Source organism: Streptomyces sp. NPDC051207, from assembly GCF_040682395.1.
Taxonomy (GTDB): Bacteria; Actinomycetota; Actinomycetes; order Streptomycetales; family Streptomycetaceae; genus Streptomyces.
Genome location: NZ_JBFBAX010000002.1, coordinates 123,941 through 139,245 on the forward strand (window position 1 = coordinate 123,941; position 15,305 = coordinate 139,245).

The 15,305-nt window shown below is 72.9% G+C and carries 12 protein-coding genes; 9 read left to right on the forward strand and 3 right to left on the reverse strand.

All coding sequences use genetic code 11. The features are described 5' to 3' along the window. Positions 1–112: 112 nt before the first annotated feature. From AB0M97_RS02385 to AB0M97_RS02395, 3 genes are all read left to right on the forward strand, one after another. A complete protein-coding gene (locus AB0M97_RS02385; protein WP_365958811.1) occupies positions 113–1,114 on the forward strand; it encodes a DUF4349 domain-containing protein in 1,002 nt (333 codons plus the stop codon). Positions 1,115–1,160: 46 nt separating this feature from the next. Then, positions 1,161–2,561 (forward strand): FAD-dependent oxidoreductase, encoded by a 1,401-nt coding sequence (locus tag AB0M97_RS02390; RefSeq protein ID WP_365958812.1) that lies wholly within the window; start codon positions 1,161–1,163, stop codon positions 2,559–2,561. A 70-nt stretch (positions 2,562–2,631) separates the two neighbouring features. Beyond that, complete coding sequence (locus tag AB0M97_RS02395) at positions 2,632–3,456, forward strand: rhomboid family intramembrane serine protease (protein ID WP_365958813.1); 825 nt, start codon at positions 2,632–2,634, stop codon at positions 3,454–3,456. 22 nt (positions 3,457–3,478) lie between these two features. On the opposite strand, the gene hemE is transcribed toward AB0M97_RS02395, so the two are convergent. Beyond that, positions 3,479–4,546 carry a uroporphyrinogen decarboxylase gene (hemE, locus tag AB0M97_RS02400; RefSeq protein WP_365958814.1) on the reverse strand — a complete coding sequence of 356 codons (1,068 nt, stop codon included), beginning with the start codon at positions 4,544–4,546 and terminating at the stop codon, positions 3,479–3,481. A 151-nt stretch (positions 4,547–4,697) separates the two neighbouring features. On the opposite strand from hemE, the gene AB0M97_RS02405 reads away from it, so the two are divergent. From AB0M97_RS02405 to AB0M97_RS02430, 6 genes are all read left to right on the forward strand, one after another. After that, positions 4,698–5,417: a DUF3000 domain-containing protein gene (locus AB0M97_RS02405; protein WP_365958815.1), complete on the forward strand. Its 720-nt coding sequence runs from the start codon at positions 4,698–4,700 to the stop codon at positions 5,415–5,417. A gap of 330 nt (positions 5,418–5,747) precedes the next feature. Beyond that, positions 5,748–6,410 (forward strand): response regulator transcription factor, encoded by a 663-nt coding sequence (locus AB0M97_RS02410; RefSeq protein ID WP_043444816.1) that lies wholly within the window; start codon positions 5,748–5,750, stop codon positions 6,408–6,410. Between the two features lie 145 nt (positions 6,411–6,555). Then, on the forward strand, positions 6,556–7,845 hold the full coding sequence (locus AB0M97_RS02415; protein WP_365958816.1) for a ribonuclease D: 1,290 nt from the start codon (positions 6,556–6,558) through the stop codon (positions 7,843–7,845). Positions 7,846–8,129: 284 nt separating this feature from the next. Further along, positions 8,130–9,350 carry an acetyl-CoA C-acyltransferase gene (locus AB0M97_RS02420; RefSeq protein WP_365958817.1) on the forward strand — a complete coding sequence of 407 codons (1,221 nt, stop codon included), beginning with the start codon at positions 8,130–8,132 and terminating at the stop codon, positions 9,348–9,350. Next, a complete protein-coding gene (locus tag AB0M97_RS02425; protein ID WP_365958818.1) occupies positions 9,347–11,476 on the forward strand; it encodes a 3-hydroxyacyl-CoA dehydrogenase NAD-binding domain-containing protein in 2,130 nt (709 codons plus the stop codon). Before AB0M97_RS02420 ends, AB0M97_RS02425 begins: the two co-directional genes overlap by 4 nt. Before the next feature lie 83 nt (positions 11,477–11,559). Beyond that, the gene (locus AB0M97_RS02430) at positions 11,560–11,931 is read left to right on the forward strand and encodes an NTP pyrophosphohydrolase (RefSeq protein WP_365958819.1); all 372 of its coding nucleotides are present in this window, start codon (positions 11,560–11,562) and stop codon (positions 11,929–11,931) included. A 212-nt stretch (positions 11,932–12,143) separates the two neighbouring features. On the opposite strand, the gene AB0M97_RS02435 is transcribed toward AB0M97_RS02430, so the two are convergent. Together AB0M97_RS02435 and AB0M97_RS02440 are read right to left on the reverse strand one after the other, a co-directional pair. Next, positions 12,144–13,592 (reverse strand): glycosyltransferase family 39 protein, encoded by a 1,449-nt coding sequence (locus AB0M97_RS02435; protein ID WP_365958820.1) that lies wholly within the window; start codon positions 13,590–13,592, stop codon positions 12,144–12,146. Between the two features lie 81 nt (positions 13,593–13,673). Next, entirely contained in the window at positions 13,674–15,197 is a 1,524-nt protein-coding gene (locus AB0M97_RS02440) for an amino acid permease (protein ID WP_365958821.1), read from the reverse strand. Positions 15,198–15,305: the final 108 nt, after the last annotated feature.

Below are 15,305 nucleotides of genomic sequence, written 5' to 3' on the forward strand. Positions count from 1 at the left end.
GCAGTCGGTCCGCCGAGTCCCGACCGTGACCTGTTCGGAACCGTTCCGCGCCGACGTCCGGGGCGGCCCGGGCGTCGTAGAGGCGTCAGTCGTCACCACCCTGGGGGCTCGCATGCACGTACGACGTTCCACCCGACCGGTCCGGGCCCTGGCCGGGCTGCTGCTGGCCGCCGGCCTCGCACTCACCGGATGCGGCGGCGGCTCCGACTCCAGCGGCTCCGACAAGGCCGCCGGTGCGCAGGCCGACGCGCGGGCCGAGGCGCAGGAGGGCGCGCCCGGCGGCGGCGCGGCCGACGGCGCCGAGGCCGGCACGGCGCCCGGGACCCCGGTGAAACCGAACCGCATCATCCGGACCGCCTCGCTGTCCGTGCGGGTCAAGGACGTGGCGAAGGCGCTGGACGGGGCACGGGCCACCGCCGAGGACGCGGGCGGCTACGTGGGCAGCGAGACCACCACTGCCGACGAGCGGGGCCACGAGCACACCCGGGTCGTGCTGCGGGTGCCCGTCGGCCGGTACGAGGCGGTCCTCGCCGGCCTGGAGGGCGCCGGCAAGCTGCTGGAGCGGACCGCGAAGGCGCGGGACGTCACCGATCAGGTGGTGGACGTGGACAGCCGGATCGCGTCGCAGCGGGCGAGCGTGGCACGGATCCGGGAGCTGATGGACCGGGCCACCAAGCTCAGTGACGTGGTGACGCTGGAGGGGGAACTGAGCGCCCGCCAGGCCGATCTGGAGTCGCTGCTCGCGCAGCAGGCGTCGCTGAAGGACCGGACGAGCCTGGCCACCATCACGCTGTCGCTGTCGCAGAAGCCGGTGAAGGAGGCGGCGAAGGACGACGACCCCGGTTTCGTGGACGCGCTCGCGGGCGGCTGGGACGCGTTCGTGACGATGCTGCGCTGGCTCATGGTGGCGCTCGGCGCGGTGCTGCCGTTCGCCGCCGCGGCGGCGCTGCTCGCCCTGGTGTGGCTGCGGCTGGTACGGCCGAGGCTGCCGCGCCGCGAGCCCGAGTCCGTGCCGGGGGCACCGGTCGGGCCGGGTGCGCTGCCGACGGCCCGCACGGCGCCGGGGCCCTCGCGCGCCGAGGCCGCGGGCGACGGGACGCGGCAGGAGGGCTGAGCGGCCCCGCGCGGGCCGAAAGGGGCTGCTCCCGTAGCGTGTTCGCATGGGCATGAGCCGAGCGAGGGGTACGAGAGAGCGTCTGGTCGTGATCGGCGCCGACGCCGCGGGGATGTCCGCGGCGTCGCAGGCGCGCCGTCTCAGGGGTCCCGGCGAGCTGGAGATCGTGGCGTTCGAGCGCGGCCACTTCACCTCCTTCTCGGCGTGCGGCATCCCCTACTGGGTGGGCGGTCACGTCCCCGAGCGGGACCGGCTGGTCGCCCGGACGCCCGAGGAGCACCGCGAGCGGGGCATCGACCTGCGGATGCGCAGCGAGGTCACGGAGATCGACGTGGCGGGCGGGCGGGTACGCGCGCGTGACGTCGAATCCGGCGCCGAGTCCTGGACGCCGTACGACAAGCTGGTGATCGCGACCGGTGCGCGGCCGGTGCGTCCGGATCTGCCCGGTGTGGACGCGCCGGGTGTGCACGGGGTGCAGACCCTGGACGACGGGCAGGCGCTGCTGGACACGCTGACGCGCGCGCGTGGCCGTCGCGCGGTGGTGGTCGGCGCGGGGTACATCGGCGTGGAGATGGCGGAGGCGCTCATCAACCGCGGCTACGGGGTGACGGTCGTCAACCGGGGCGCCGAACCCATGTCGACGCTGGACCCGGACATGGGCCGGCTGGTGCACGAGGCGATGGAGGGCCTCGGCATCACGATGGTGAACGACGCCGAGGTCACCGCGGTCCGCACGGACGACGACGGCCGGGCGTGCGCGGTGCTGACGGCGGACGCCCAGTACCCGGCGGACGTGGTGGTGCTCGGCATCGGGGTGCGCCCGGAGACCTCGCTCGCCGCGGCGGCCGGGCTGCCGCTGGGCGGGCACGGCGGGCTGCTGACGGACCGGGCGATGCGGGTGCGCGGGCACGGCGACATCTGGGCGGGCGGCGACTGCGTGGAGGTCCTGGACCTGGTGTCCGGGCAGCAGCGGCACATCGCGCTCGGCACCCACGCCAACAAGCACGGGCAGGTCATCGGCACCAACGTGGGCGGCGGTTACGCCACCTTCCCGGGCGTGGTGGGCACCGCGGTGAGCAAGGTGTGCGACCTGGAGATCGCGCGCACCGGCCTGCGGGAGAAGGACGCCCGCCGGGTGGGCCTGCGCTTCGAGGCGGTCACCGTCGAGTCGACGAGCCGCGCCGGCTACTACCCGGGCGCCTCGCCGATGACGGTGAAGATGCTCGCCGAGCGCCGCACGGGCCGCGTTCTGGGCGTGCAGATCGTGGGCCGTGAGGGCGCCGCCAAGCGCGTGGACGTCGCGGCGGTCGCCCTCACGGCCCAGATGACGGCGGAACAGATGACGGCCCTCGACCTGGGCTACGCACCGCCGTTCTCGCCGGTGTGGGACCCGGTGCTGGTGGCGGCCCGCAAGGCGGCCAAGAAGGTCCAGGACGCCGGCACCTGAGGTCCGCCCGGCGGACGCGTCGGGGTGGACCGCGCCGATTCGCCGTCGGCGACGCGGGCACCAGTGGTGTGTGGTCATCCCGGTCCATGACGTGAATCCGGCGCGGCGCACCCCCTGGGTGACGTACGCGCTGCTCGTGGCGAACATCCTGGTGTTCGTGTTCACGCCCGGCGTCGCCGGGTCCCTCACGGGCGAGAGCGGCCTGGCCCAGCTGTGCCACCTCCAGGAGTTCCTGGGCCGGTACGCGGTGGTGCCGCGCGAGCTGATCCACCATCGGATGCCGGGCCTGGTGCCGACGGGTGACGTCGGGCTGGGACCGCGGGGGCCGGGCTGCGTGGTGGGCCCGCCGGGTTACGACAAGTCGCCGGAGCTGAGCGTCCTCACGGCGATGTTCCTGCACGGCGGCTGGCTGCACCTGCTGGGCAACATGCTCTTCCTGTGGATCTTCGGCAACAACATCGAGGACCGCATGGGCCACCTCCGCTTCGCGCTGTTCTACGCGGTCTGCGGCTACGCGGCGTCCTACGGCTTCGCGTTCCTCAACGACGGCTCGTCCCAGCCGCTGATCGGCGCCTCCGGGGCGATCGCCGGGGTGCTGGGCGCCTATCTGGTGCTGTATCCGAGGGCCAGGGTGTGGGTGCTGGTGCCGTTCTTGATCTTCCTGCCGCTGCGGCTGCCGGCCTGGATCGTGCTGGGCCTGTGGTTCGTGCTGCAGGCGGTGTACTCCTCCGGCGGGGGCGTGTCCGGCGCGGGCACCGTGGCGTACGCGGCGCACGTCGTCGGCTTCCTCGCCGGCATGCTGACCGCCTGGCCGCTGCGGCCGGGCACCCCGCCTCCGCCGGAGCCGCGCGGCCTGCTGTTCGGCAGGCGGGCGCGGCCCCGTCACCCGTGGTGAGCGGGCGGGCGGTCCGGGTGGGTCAGCGGGCGGTCCGGGTGTGCACGTACTCCACGAGCCGGGTCAGCGCGTCCGGGTTCGTGGACGGCAGGACGCCGTGGCCGAGGTTGAAGACGTGGCCCTCCAGGCCCGCCGCCGCCTGCAGGATCTCGGCGGTCCTGGCCTCGACGGCCTCGGTGGTGGAGAACAGCAGCGTCGGGTCGAGGTTGCCCTGGAGCGCCTTGCCGGGGCCGACGCGGCGGGCCGCCTCGTCGAGCGGGACGCGCCAGTCGACGCCGACGACGTCCGCCCCGGCCTCGCCCATGAGCCCGAGCAGCTCGCCGGTGCCGACGCCGAAGTGGATGCGCGGCACGCCGTAGCCCTCGACCGCGCGGAACACCTTCGCGGAGGCGGGCATCACCGAGCGGCGGTAGTCGACGGGGGCGAGGGCGCCGACCCAGGAGTCGAACAGCTGGACCGCGTCGGCGCCGGCCTCGATCTGCACCTTCAGGAAGGCCGCCGTGATGTCGGCGAGGCGGTCGAGCAGGTCGGCCCACAGCTCGGGGTCGCCGTACATCATCGCCTTGGCGTTCTCGTACGTGCGGGACGGGCCGCCCTCCACGAGGTAGCTGGCGAGGGTGAACGGCGCGCCCGCGAACCCGATGAGGGGTGTGCCGCCCAGCTCCCGGGTGAGCATGCCGATCGCCTCGGTGACGTAGGGGACGTCCTCGGGGGTGAGGCCGCGCAGCCGGTCGAGGTCGGCGCGGGTGCGGATCGGCCGCTCCACGACGGGGCCGACGCCGGGCTTGATGTCGAGGTCGATACCGATGGCCTTGAGCGGGACGACGATGTCGCTGAAGAAGATCGCCGCGTCCACGCCGTGCCGGCGCACCGGCTGCAGGGTGATCTCGGTGACCAGTTCGGGCCGCATGCAGGATTCGAGCATCGGGATGCCCTCGCGCACCTTGCGGTACTCCGGCAGGGAGCGCCCGGCCTGCCGCATGAACCAGACCGGGGTGTGCGGCACGGGCTCGCGCCTGCACGCCTTGAGGAAGGCTGACTCGTACGTCGCTGTCGGCTGCTTGCCCGTGGGGCTGGGGTTGGCACTCACGACGGAAAGTCTCGCACGGCCCCGCGGCGGGCGTGGCCACGGGCGCCGGGGCGGTCGCCGCGGCCTCGTCGTCCTCCGCGTACACCGCGTACATCACGCCACCGGGTGTCTTGCCCTGCGCGAGGCCCCCGTTCCCCTTAACCTTCCCCGCATGGCTGCGGCTCAGGGACGACTGTCGGACGGCACTGGCGGAATGGACGAACCCAAGGACCCGAAGGACCCGGAGGACACCGAGGACGCGAACGTCGCGGAGCGGGCCGGGGAGGGCGACCGGCAGGCGGACGCCGCCCCGCTGCCGTTCCGTGCGGCGGTCGACGCGCTGCGGGCGGCGCGGCTGCGGCCGCAGGTGGAGGTGGAGCCGACGCGCCCTCCGCAGCGTCTCGCGCCGTACGCGTACGCGCTGGAGGCGGCGGTGGTCGACGGCGACCAGGATCTCGCGGACGGGCGTCTGGTGCTGCTGCACGACCCGGCCGGGCACGACGCGTGGCGGGGTGCGTTCCGGCTGGTGACGCTGGTGCGCGCGGAGCTGGAGCCGGAGATGGCGGCGGATCCGCTGCTGCCGGAGGTGTGCTGGTCGTGGCTGACCGGGGCGCTGCAGGCGCGCGGGCTGACGTACGGCGAGCCGAGCGGCACGGTGACGCGGGCGAGTTCGCACTACTTCGGCGGGCTGTCGGCGCGGCCGTCCGCCTCGCAGATCGAGATCCGGGCGTCGTGGACGCCCCGGGAGGGGCTGGGCGGGGTGCCGGACGCCGGGGCGCACCTGGCGTCCTGGTGCGATCTGCTGGCGCAGGTGGCGGGGCTGCCGCCGGCCGGTCCGGGCGACGCGTCGGTGGTGACGCTGCCGCAGCGCAGGGGGCCGCAGTCACCCTGAGGTTCCACTGAGTACGTCATGGGCGTGTGGGGCGGTCGTCGACCGCCCCACACGCCTTTGTGTTCCACGGCACCGCTCCCGGGCCCGACAGAAACGGTCACTTTGTCGATACGGCCACTTTCGGACGCTTTGCGACGCGGACCGAAACCGTTCGATCTTCGAATGATCGACCGCGTGTCCGAATTGCACTGATTGTTACTCACCAGATCGTGATCATTCTCTAAAGGCCCCGAGGTTTGGTGCCGAAGACGTCTGTGACCTTGAAAGCACGGTTCGTCCCCGGCTACACCCCCACGAGCCGGCCCCGTCCCCGCCCTTCCAGGAGGCCTGGTGTCCGTTCTCCTCGAGCAGCCCGCAAGCCTGGTCGCCTACCGCCCGAACAAGCCGACCGCCATGGTGGTCGTGGCCGACCCCCGCGTCCGTTCCACCGTCACCCGCCACCTCTGGGCGCTCGGTGTCCGCGACGTCATCGAGGCCTCGTCCATCGCGGAGGCTCGTCCCCGCATCGGCAACCCCCGCGACATCTGCGTCGCCGACGTCCACCTGCCGGACGGTTCCGGCCTCACCCTGCTGTCCGAGACCCGTGCCGCGGGCTGGCCCAACGGCCTCGCCCTCTCCGCGGCCGACGACATCGGCGCCGTGCGCAACGCCCTCGCGGGCGGAGTGAAGGGCTACGTCGTCACCGGCACCCGCACCAACATCGGGCTCCCCACCCGACCCGGCGCCGCCCCCATCGGCGCCGCCGCCGCACGCCTGCACCGACGCCCCCCGGGGGCCCCGAGCCACCCGGGCGGCTACCGCGAACTGTCCGGCCGCGAGGTCGAGGTGCTGCGGCTGGTCGCGGAGGGCCAGTCCAACAAGGCGATCGGCGTCTCCATGGGCCTGTCCGCCCTGACCGTCAAGAGCCACCTGGCCCGCATCGCCCGCAAGCTCGGCACGGGAGACCGCGCCGGCATGGTCGCCGTGGCCCTGCGCACCGGCATCATCCACTGACCGGCCACCGCTTCCCCCTACCGCACCGGCCCGTCGTCACCGTGAACCCGACCCGTCCCTGAGCTGTCCTGTTTACGACCCCGTGGCGCCCGCCGAGGGAACGTTCCCTCGGCGGGCGCCTTCCGCGCACGGATACTCTTGACATGTGACCGACGCCCACGAAACCGCAGCAGACAGCTCACTGCGAACCACCGGAGGCGCCCCTCCGGACGACGACGGATCTTCTGCTACGGAGGCGCCGATCCCCTTGCTCGAACCCCGCGAGGGCATTCCCCCCGTGATCGCGGACGACGCCGCCCTCGCCGAGACGGTCGCCGCCTTCGCCGCCGGGTCCGGCCCCGTCGCCGTCGACGCCGAGCGCGCCTCCGGCTACCGCTACGGTCAGCGCGCCTACCTCGTGCAGCTGCGCCGCGAGGGCGCCGGCACCGCGCTGATCGACCCCGTCTCCTGTCCCGACCTGTCCGCCCTCGGCGAGGCCCTGTCCGGCGCGGAGTGGGTGCTGCACGCCGCGACGCAGGATCTGCCCTGCCTGCGCGAAATAGGGATGGTGCCCACCCGGCTGTTCGACACCGAGCTCGCCGGACGGCTCGCCGGGTTCCCGCGGGTCGGCCTCGGCGCGATGGTCGAGAGCGTCCTCGGATACGTCCTGGAGAAGGGCCACTCCGCCGTCGACTGGTCGACCCGGCCGCTGCCCGAGCCCTGGCTGCGGTACGCCGCGCTGGACGTGGAGCTGCTGGTGGACCTGCGCGACGCGCTGGAGAAGGAGCTGGACCGGCAGGGCAAGCTGGACTGGGCCCGGCAGGAGTTCGACGCCATCGCCTCGGCGCCGCCGCCCGAGCCGCGCAAGGACCCCTGGCGGCGCACCTCCGGCATGCACAAGGTGCGGCGCCGGCGGCAGCTCGCCGTGGTGCGGGAGCTGTGGCAGACCCGGGACCGCATCGCGCAGCGCCGGGACGTGTCACCGGGCAAGGTGCTCGGCGACGCGGCGATCGTGGAGGCCGCGCTGGCCCTGCCGGCCAACGTGCACGCCCTGGCGGCACTGCACGGTTTCGGCAACCGGATGGGCCGGCGCCAGCTGGAGCAGTGGCAGGCCGCGGTGGACCGCGCCAGGGCGCTGACCGACGCGCAGCTGCCGCAGCCGGGACAGCCGGTGACCGGGCCCCCGCCGCCCCGTGCCTGGGCCGACAAGGACCCGCAGGCCGCCGCGCGGCTGTCGGCGGCGCGGGCTGCGGTGTCGGCGCTGGCCGAGCGGTTGAACATGCCGCAGGAGAATCTGATTTCGCCGGACACGGTGCGGCGGCTCTGCTGGGAGCCGCCCGCGGTGCTGGACGAGGAGTCCGTGGCGGCGGCCCTCGCCGGGTGCGGAGCCCGGGCCTGGCAGGTGGAGCAGGTGACGCCGGTGCTGGCCGCCGCGCTGGCCGAGCAGGACGGGTAGGCGCCGTTCGGGTTCTGTCTCGTGCGGGTGCGGGTGGTCTCCGAGCGCCGTTCGGGTTCCGTCTCGTGGCGGGTGCGGGCCGGCTTCGGTCGCTCGCGCGGTTCCCCGCGCCCCCCGGGAGGTGCGGGTGGGGCGAGATCGCGCCAAGATCCTGCCCGAAGGTGTGACCTTCGCCGCTCCGGGCGAGGGGACTGGGCAGCTACGTTACCCACAAGTAGCATGGACCTGAGCGCGCGCTCAGCGCATCGCAGCAGTGCCACCCAGCACCCTGGAGGAGAGCCATCGTGCCTCGTACCGTCAGGGACGTCGTCTTCGTCGACGGCGTCCGCACCCCGTTCGGCAAGGCGGGCCCGAAGGGCATCTACCACGAGACCCGCGCCGACGACCTTGTCGTGAAGGCGATCCGGGAGCTGCTGCGCCGCAACCCCGGCCTGGACCCGAAGAAGGTCGACGAGGTCGCCATCGCCGCGACCACCCAGATCGGCGACCAGGGCCTGACCATCGGCCGCACCGCCGGCATCCTCGCGGGCCTGCCCACCACGGTCCCCGGCTACTCCATCGACCGCATGTGCGCGGGCGCGCTGACCGCCGTCACCACGGTGGCCGGCTCCGTCGCGTTCGGCGCGTACGACGTCGCCATCGCGGGCGGCGTCGAGCACATGGGCCGTCACCCGATGGGCGAGGGCGTCGACCCGAACCCGCGGTTCGTCTCCGAGAAGCTGGTGGACGAGTCGGCCCTCTTCATGGGCATGACCGCGGAGAACCTGCACGACCGGTACCCGCACATCACGAAGCTGCGCGCCGACCAGTACGCGGTGCGCTCCCAGGAGAAGGCCGCCAAGGCGTACGCCAACGGCAAGATCCAGGCCGACCTGGTGCCGGTCTCGGTGCGCCGCACCAACCCGGAGGCCGGTGAGACGGGCTGGGGCCTGGTCACCGCCGACGAGCCGATGCGCCCGGGCACCACGCTGGAGAACCTGGCGAACCTCAAGACGCCGTTCCGCGTGCACGGCCGGGTCACCGCCGGCAACGCGGCCGGCCTCAACGACGGCGCCACCGCCTCGATCATCGCCTCCGAGGACTTCGCCCGCGAGCACGACCTGCCGGTCAAGATGCGCCTGGTCTCCTACTCCTTCGCGGGCGTCGAGCCGGAGGTCATGGGCTACGGCCCGATCCCGGCCACCGAGAAGGCCCTCGCGCAGGCCGGCCTGTCGATCTCCGACATCGGCCTGTTCGAGATCAACGAGGCCTTCGCCGTGCAGGTGCTGGCCTTCCTCGACCACTACGGCATCGCCGACGACGACGAGCGCGTCAACCAGTACGGCGGCGCCATCGCCTTCGGGCACCCGCTGGCCTCCTCCGGCGTCCGCCTGATGACGCAGCTGGCCCGCCAGTTCGAGGAGCAGCCGCACGTCCGCTACGGCCTGACCACCATGTGCGTCGGCTTCGGCATGGGCGCGACGGTCATCTGGGAGAACCCGCACTTCGACGGAGGCACCAAGTGAGCACCACCGCTGAACTCCTCAAGGGCGCGGCCGAGCTGTTCCCCGACGAGGTCGTCACGCAGGCGCACGTACGCCACTTCGACCTGCCGCTCGGCGCCGGGCGGTTCGCGCTGATCACCCTGGACAACGGTCACGACCACACCAAGCCGACCACGTTCGGCCCGCAGTCGCTGGCGAACCTGAACGCCGCCCTCGACCAGGTCGAGAAGGAGGCCGCGGACGGCGCGATCACCGGCGTCGGCATCACCGGCAAGCCGTTCATCTTCGCGGTCGGCGCCGACCTCAAGGGCGTCGAGCTGCTGAAGGAGCACAAGGACGCGCTCGCCATCGGCAAGGGCGGCCACGACGTCTTCAAGCGCCTCGCGGGCCTCGCGGTGCCGACGTTCGCGTACTACAACGGCGCGGCCATGGGCGGCGGCGTCGAGGTCGGCCTGCACTGCACCTACCGCACGGTGTCCACGGCCATCGCGGCGTTCTCCCTGCCCGAGGTCTTCCTCGGACTGGTCCCCGGCTGGGGCGGGTGCACGCTGCTGCCGAACCTGATCGGCCCGGAGAAGGCCGTCTCGGTGATCATCGAGAACAGCCTCAACCAGAACAAGCAGCTCAAGGGCCGGCAGGTCTACGAACTCGGCATCGCCGACGCGATCTTCGAGGGCGCCGACTTCCTGGAGCAGTCGCTGATCTGGACCGCGTCCGTCCTCAAGGGCGAGATCGCGGTCGAGCGCCCGGTGATCGACCGCGGCGAGGCCTGGGACCAGGCCGTCGCCAAGGGCCGCGCCGTCGCGGACGCCAAGGTGCACGGCGCCGCCCCGGCCGCCTACCGCGCCCTGGACATCATCGCCGCCGCGAAAAACGGCGACCTCCAGCAGGGCTACGCTGCCGAGGACCAGGCGCTCGCCGACCTGATCATGGGTGGCGAACTGCGCGCCGGCATCTACGCGTTCAACCTGGTGCAAAAGCGCGGCAAGCGCCCGGCCGGCGCCCCGGACAAGAGCCTGGCGCGCCCGGTCACCAAGGTCGGCGTGGTCGGCGCCGGTCTGATGGCCTCGCAGCTGGCGCTGCTGTTCCTGCGCCGCCTGGAGGTCCCGGTCGTCCTCACGGACATCGACCAGGAGCGCATCGACAAGGGCGTGGGCTACGTGCACGCCGAGATCGACAAGCTGCTCGGCAAGGGCCGCATCAACCAGGACAAGGCCAACCGCCTCAAGGCGCTGGTGACCGGTGTCCTGGACAAGGCCGAGGGCTTCGCGGACGCGGACTTCGTCATCGAGGCCGTGTTCGAGGAGATGGGTGTCAAGCAGCAGGTGTTCGCGGAGGTCGAGGCGGTCGCCCCGGCGCACGCGATCCTCGCCACCAACACCTCCTCGCTGTCGGTGTCGGAGATGGCGTCGAAGCTGAAGAACCCCGAGCGGGTCGTCGGCTTCCACTTCTTCAACCCGGTCGCGGTGCTGCCGCTGCTGGAGATCGTCCGCGGCGAGAAGACCGACGACGCGTCCCTGGCCACGGCCTTCGCCGTCGCCAAGAAGCTGAAGAAGACGGCCGTCCTGACGAAGGACGCCCCGGCGTTCGTCGTCAACCGCATCCTCACCCGCTTCATGGGCGAGATCCAGAACGTGATCGACGAGGGCACCCCGGTCGAGACCGCGGAAAAGGCCATCGAGCCGCTCGGTCTGCCGATGTCCCCGCTGGTGCTGCTGGAACTGGTCGGACCGGCGATCGGCCTGCACGTCTCGGAGACGCTCCACAAGGCGTTCCCGGACCGCTTCAAGGTCTCCCCGAACCTCAAGGCGGTCGTGGAGGCGGGCAAGCGCGGCTTCTACGTCTACGACAGTGGCAGGCCGGAGCTGGACCCGGAGGTCGCCGCGCTGCTCAAGCAGGGCGACACGGTCCTGACGGAGGAGCAGGTCCGCGCCCGCGTCCTGGAGGCGGTGGCGCAGGAGATCGCCCTGATGCTGGACGAGGGTGTCGTCGCCGAGGCGCAGGACATCGACCTGTGCCTGATCACGGGCGCCGGCTGGCCCTTCCACCTGGGCGGCATCACGCCGTACCTGGACCGTGAGGGCGTCTCGGAGCGCGTGAACGGCAAGCGGTTCCTGGAGCAGGGCGTGGCGTCGGTCCCGGCGTGACGTCCCGGCGTGTCTGAGGAGGGCCCCTGCCGCGGCGGGGGCCCTTCGCCTTTCCTCCCGGCGGGGCGTGCGACCCTGGCGGCATGGCCGACAACTCCGCTCTGCTGGTGATCGTCGACGCGGCGAACGTCGTCGGGTCGGTGCCCGACGGCTGGTGGCGCGACCGGCGCGGGGCCGCCGAACGGCTGCGCGACCGGCTGGCGGCGGACGGACTGCCGGGGCACGACGGCCCCGTGGAGATCGTCCTCGTGGTGGAGGGCGCGGCCCGTGGCGTGGAGTCCGTGCCCGGGGTACGGGTGGTGGACGCGCCCGGCAGCGGGGACGACCACATGGTCGAGCTGGCCGCCGCGGCGGGCGGGCGTCCCGTCCTGGTCGTCACCGCGGACCGCGAACTGCGGCGCCGGGTGGGCGAGTTGGGCGCGGACGTGACGGGCCCGCGGACGGTACGTCCGTAGCCCCGACGGCATCCGCACGCGGCCGTGGCGCCGAAGCACCGTACGGCCGTGTCACCGGCCGCCGGTCACGCCTGCGGGAGCCCGGCCCGGGGCGCGAGGCTGTCGCGGTGGGCGCGGCGGGCTCCGACCGGCAGCAGGCCGCACGCGAGCAGGAAGAGCGGCCCGCGGCGAGCCGGCCGGCCCCGTCGGCCCCGCCCACCTGACGGCGGGCCCTAGCCGGACGCCACCCGCACATACACCACCGCCCCGTCCACCGTGACCGCCTCCTGATAGCCCGACGCCAGCAGCCGCCGCAGGCTCGGCACCCGGTCCGGGCCGTACGGCTTGCCGCCGGAGTCGTCCACGATCAGGGCGGGCGGGGCGGCGGCCAGCTCGGCGCGGAACACCGGCCAGGCCCCGTCGACGGCGTACTTCTCGCCGACCCGGGGCCCGTCCCGGCCGCCGCTGTAGTTGGTGAGGAACCCGGCGGTGAGGAACCGGCTGGCCGGGGCGCGGTCGGCGAACCAGTACGTCTCCGGGTGCATGCCCCACACCAGCACCCGGTCTCCCGGGTCGGTGCGCCGGGCGACCGCGTCCGCGAGGCGCCGGGCGTGGTCCAGTTCGGGGCGGGGCGCGAACAGGCCCCAGGCCAGGAACAGGGCGCAGCAGCAGGCCGAGGTGAGGACGGCGGTCACCAGCCTCTCGCGCGGCAGGACGTGCAGCGCCGCCGTGGCCAGCAGGGCGAGCGGCGGCAGGAGTTGCAGGTAGTAGTGGCCGAAGAAGTGGAAGCCGGTGACGACCGCGCCGGCCGACGCGGCGAGCCACAGCCACAGGGCGGGCGTCCCGGTGCGGGTGAGGCGCGGCGCCCGCACCAGCGGCGGGAGCAGCCCCGCGCAGGCCACCGCCACGAGCGCGGAGTTGGCCACAGCCCTGCCCAGGACGTGCAGTTCGGAGCCGGTGAAGGAGGCGTAGCCGCCCGAGCCGGTGACGGTCCAGAACAGGAACCCGGCCGGGTCGGTGACCAGGGCCGCGCCCAGCACCGGCAGCGCGGCGCCCGCGGCCACCCCGAGCAGCCCGCCGTGCGAGCCGCGGCTCAGCCACAGCACGGGCAGCAGCACCGCGCCGCCGGTCTGCTTGGCGAGGAACGCGCAGCCGACGGCGATCCCGGCCGCGCCCCAGCGGCGGCGGTCCGCGCACCACATGGCCGCCGCCGTGCACGGCAGTATGAACACCTCGAAGCCGGCGGCCTGCGCGTCCTCGGGGTTGAGCCCGACCGAGATCAGCAGGTACAGCACGCCGGCCGTGCGGCCCGCGCGGTCGCCCCAGTGGCGCCGGGCCAGCGAGGCGAGCAGCACGGCGGTGAGCAGTTGCGCGAGGACGGCGAGGACGCGCACCGAGGTGAGCGTGCCGGAGCCGGTCACCGCGAAGGCGGCCTCGTAGAGCCATGGCACCAGGGGCGGTTTGCGGTCGACGACCGTGTCGTACAGCGCGCCGCCGTGCGCCAGTATCCGGGCCTGGACGGCGAGATATCCCTCGTCGGGATTCCACAGCGGCCGGGTGAAGGACGGGACGCGGGTGACGCAGGCCAGCGCCGCCAGCAGGGGCAGCAGGCGGCGCCAGTAACGGCCATGCGGATGCCGTACGGGTACGGAGGGTGATGCCGCGGAGGGCTCGGCGCGCATGAGCAGCACGCTATCCGGCCCCGCACATCCCGCGTTGCGGGACATACGGGGCCGACGTCTCCGGGATGACGGCCGCCCCGGTTACTCGGTGTCGCCGCGCCGCGATGTGACGGCCTCGCCGGCGGGGGTCTCCCGGCCGCGGGCGAGGCGGCTGTGGCCGTGGCCGTAGACGAAGTACACGACGCAGCCGATGGCCATCCAGATGCCGAACCGGATCCAGGTCTCGGTGGGCAGGTTCAGCATCAGCCACAGCGAGGCGGCCACCGACAGGATCGGCAGCACCGGCACCCACGGGGTGCGGAAGGCGCGGGGCAGGTCGGGGCGGGTGCGGCGCAGGATGATCACGCTGACGGCGACGACGACGAAGGCGAACAGCGTGCCGATGTTGACCAGCGCGGCGAGTTCGCTGAGCGGTGTGAAGCCCGCGACGACCGCGATGAGCACGCCCAGCAGGATGGTCGGCCGGTGCGGGGTCTTGTACTTCGGGTGGACGCGCGAGAAGAAGCGCGGCAGCAGTCCGTCGCGGCTCATCGCGAAGAACACGCGGGTCTGGCCGAGCAGCAGGATCATGCAGACGGTGGTGAGGCCGACGGCGGCGCCGAAGCTGATGAAGCCCGCGTACCAGGGGTGGCCGGTGGCCTTGAAGGCGTCGGCGAGCGGGGCGTCCACGGAGAGCCTGCTGTAGTGCTGCATGCCGGTGACGACGACGGACACGGCGACGTAGAGCACGGTGCAGATGAACAGGGAGCCGAGGATGCCGCGGGGCATGTCGCGCTGCGGGTTCTTGGTCTCCTCGGCGGCCGTGGCGACGATGTCGAAGCCGATGAAGGCGAAGAAGACGACCGACGCGGCGGTGAAGATGCCCATCACGCCGAAGTTGGCGGGAGCCCACCCGAACATCACCTGGATGAGCGGGGAGTCGAGGCTCTCGCCCGCCGCCACCGGCTGCGACTTGGGGATGAACGGGTCGTAGTTGTCGCCCTTGATGAAGAAGGCACCGGCGATGATCACGACGAGGACGACGGTCACCTTGACGGCGACGACGAGCGACGTGATCCGCGCGGACAGCTTCATCCCGAGGACGAGGATCGCGGTGAGCACCAGGACAAGGGCGGCGGCGAGGATGTCGAAGCCGAAGCCCTCGGCGCCGTCCCTGCCGCCGAGCGCGTCGGGCAGCGTCCAGCCCGCGTTGTCCATCAGCGAGCGGACGTAGCCGGACCAGCCGACGGCCACCACCGCCGTCCCGAGCGCGAACTCCAGCACCAGGTCCCAGCCGATGATCCAGGCGGGCAGCTCACCGAGCGAGGCGTAGCTGAAGGTGTACGCCGATCCGGCGACCGGGACGGTGGAGGCGAACTCGGCGTAGCACAGGGCGGCCAGCGCGCAGACCACACCGGCCGCGACGAAGGCGAGGGCCACCGCGGGGCCGGCGTTGTTCTTGGCGACCGTGCCGGTGAGGACGAAGATGCCTGTGCCGATGATGACACCGACACCGAAGACGGTCAGATCCAGCGCGGACAACGACTTCTTCAGCGCATGCTCTGGCTCCTCCGTGTCGAGGATGGACTGCTCGACCTGCTTCGTCCGAAAGAGGTTGCTGCTCACGGGACCTCCCACGCTTGTCGTCCCCGACATGATCAAGAGGGGGGCTCCATGCGTATGCCCCGGCGCGGGCGCCTTCACGCGAACGGGCCGGTCGCACCACTCTTCACA

Excerpts from the sequence above, each read along its gene's own strand:
- AB0M97_RS02435 (WP_365958820.1), bottom strand. The coding sequence starts at position 13,592 with ATGCGCGCCGAGCCCTCCGCGGCATCACCCTCCGTACCCGTACGGCAT.
- AB0M97_RS02390 (WP_365958812.1), top strand. The coding sequence starts at position 1,161 with ATGGGCATGAGCCGAGCGAGGGGTACGAGAGAGCGTCTGGTCGTGATC.
- AB0M97_RS02405 (WP_365958815.1), top strand. The coding sequence starts at position 4,698 with ATGGCTGCGGCTCAGGGACGACTGTCGGACGGCACTGGCGGAATGGAC.
- AB0M97_RS02385 (WP_365958811.1), top strand. The coding sequence starts at position 113 with ATGCACGTACGACGTTCCACCCGACCGGTCCGGGCCCTGGCCGGGCTG.
- AB0M97_RS02430 (WP_365958819.1), top strand. The coding sequence starts at position 11,560 with ATGGCCGACAACTCCGCTCTGCTGGTGATCGTCGACGCGGCGAACGTC.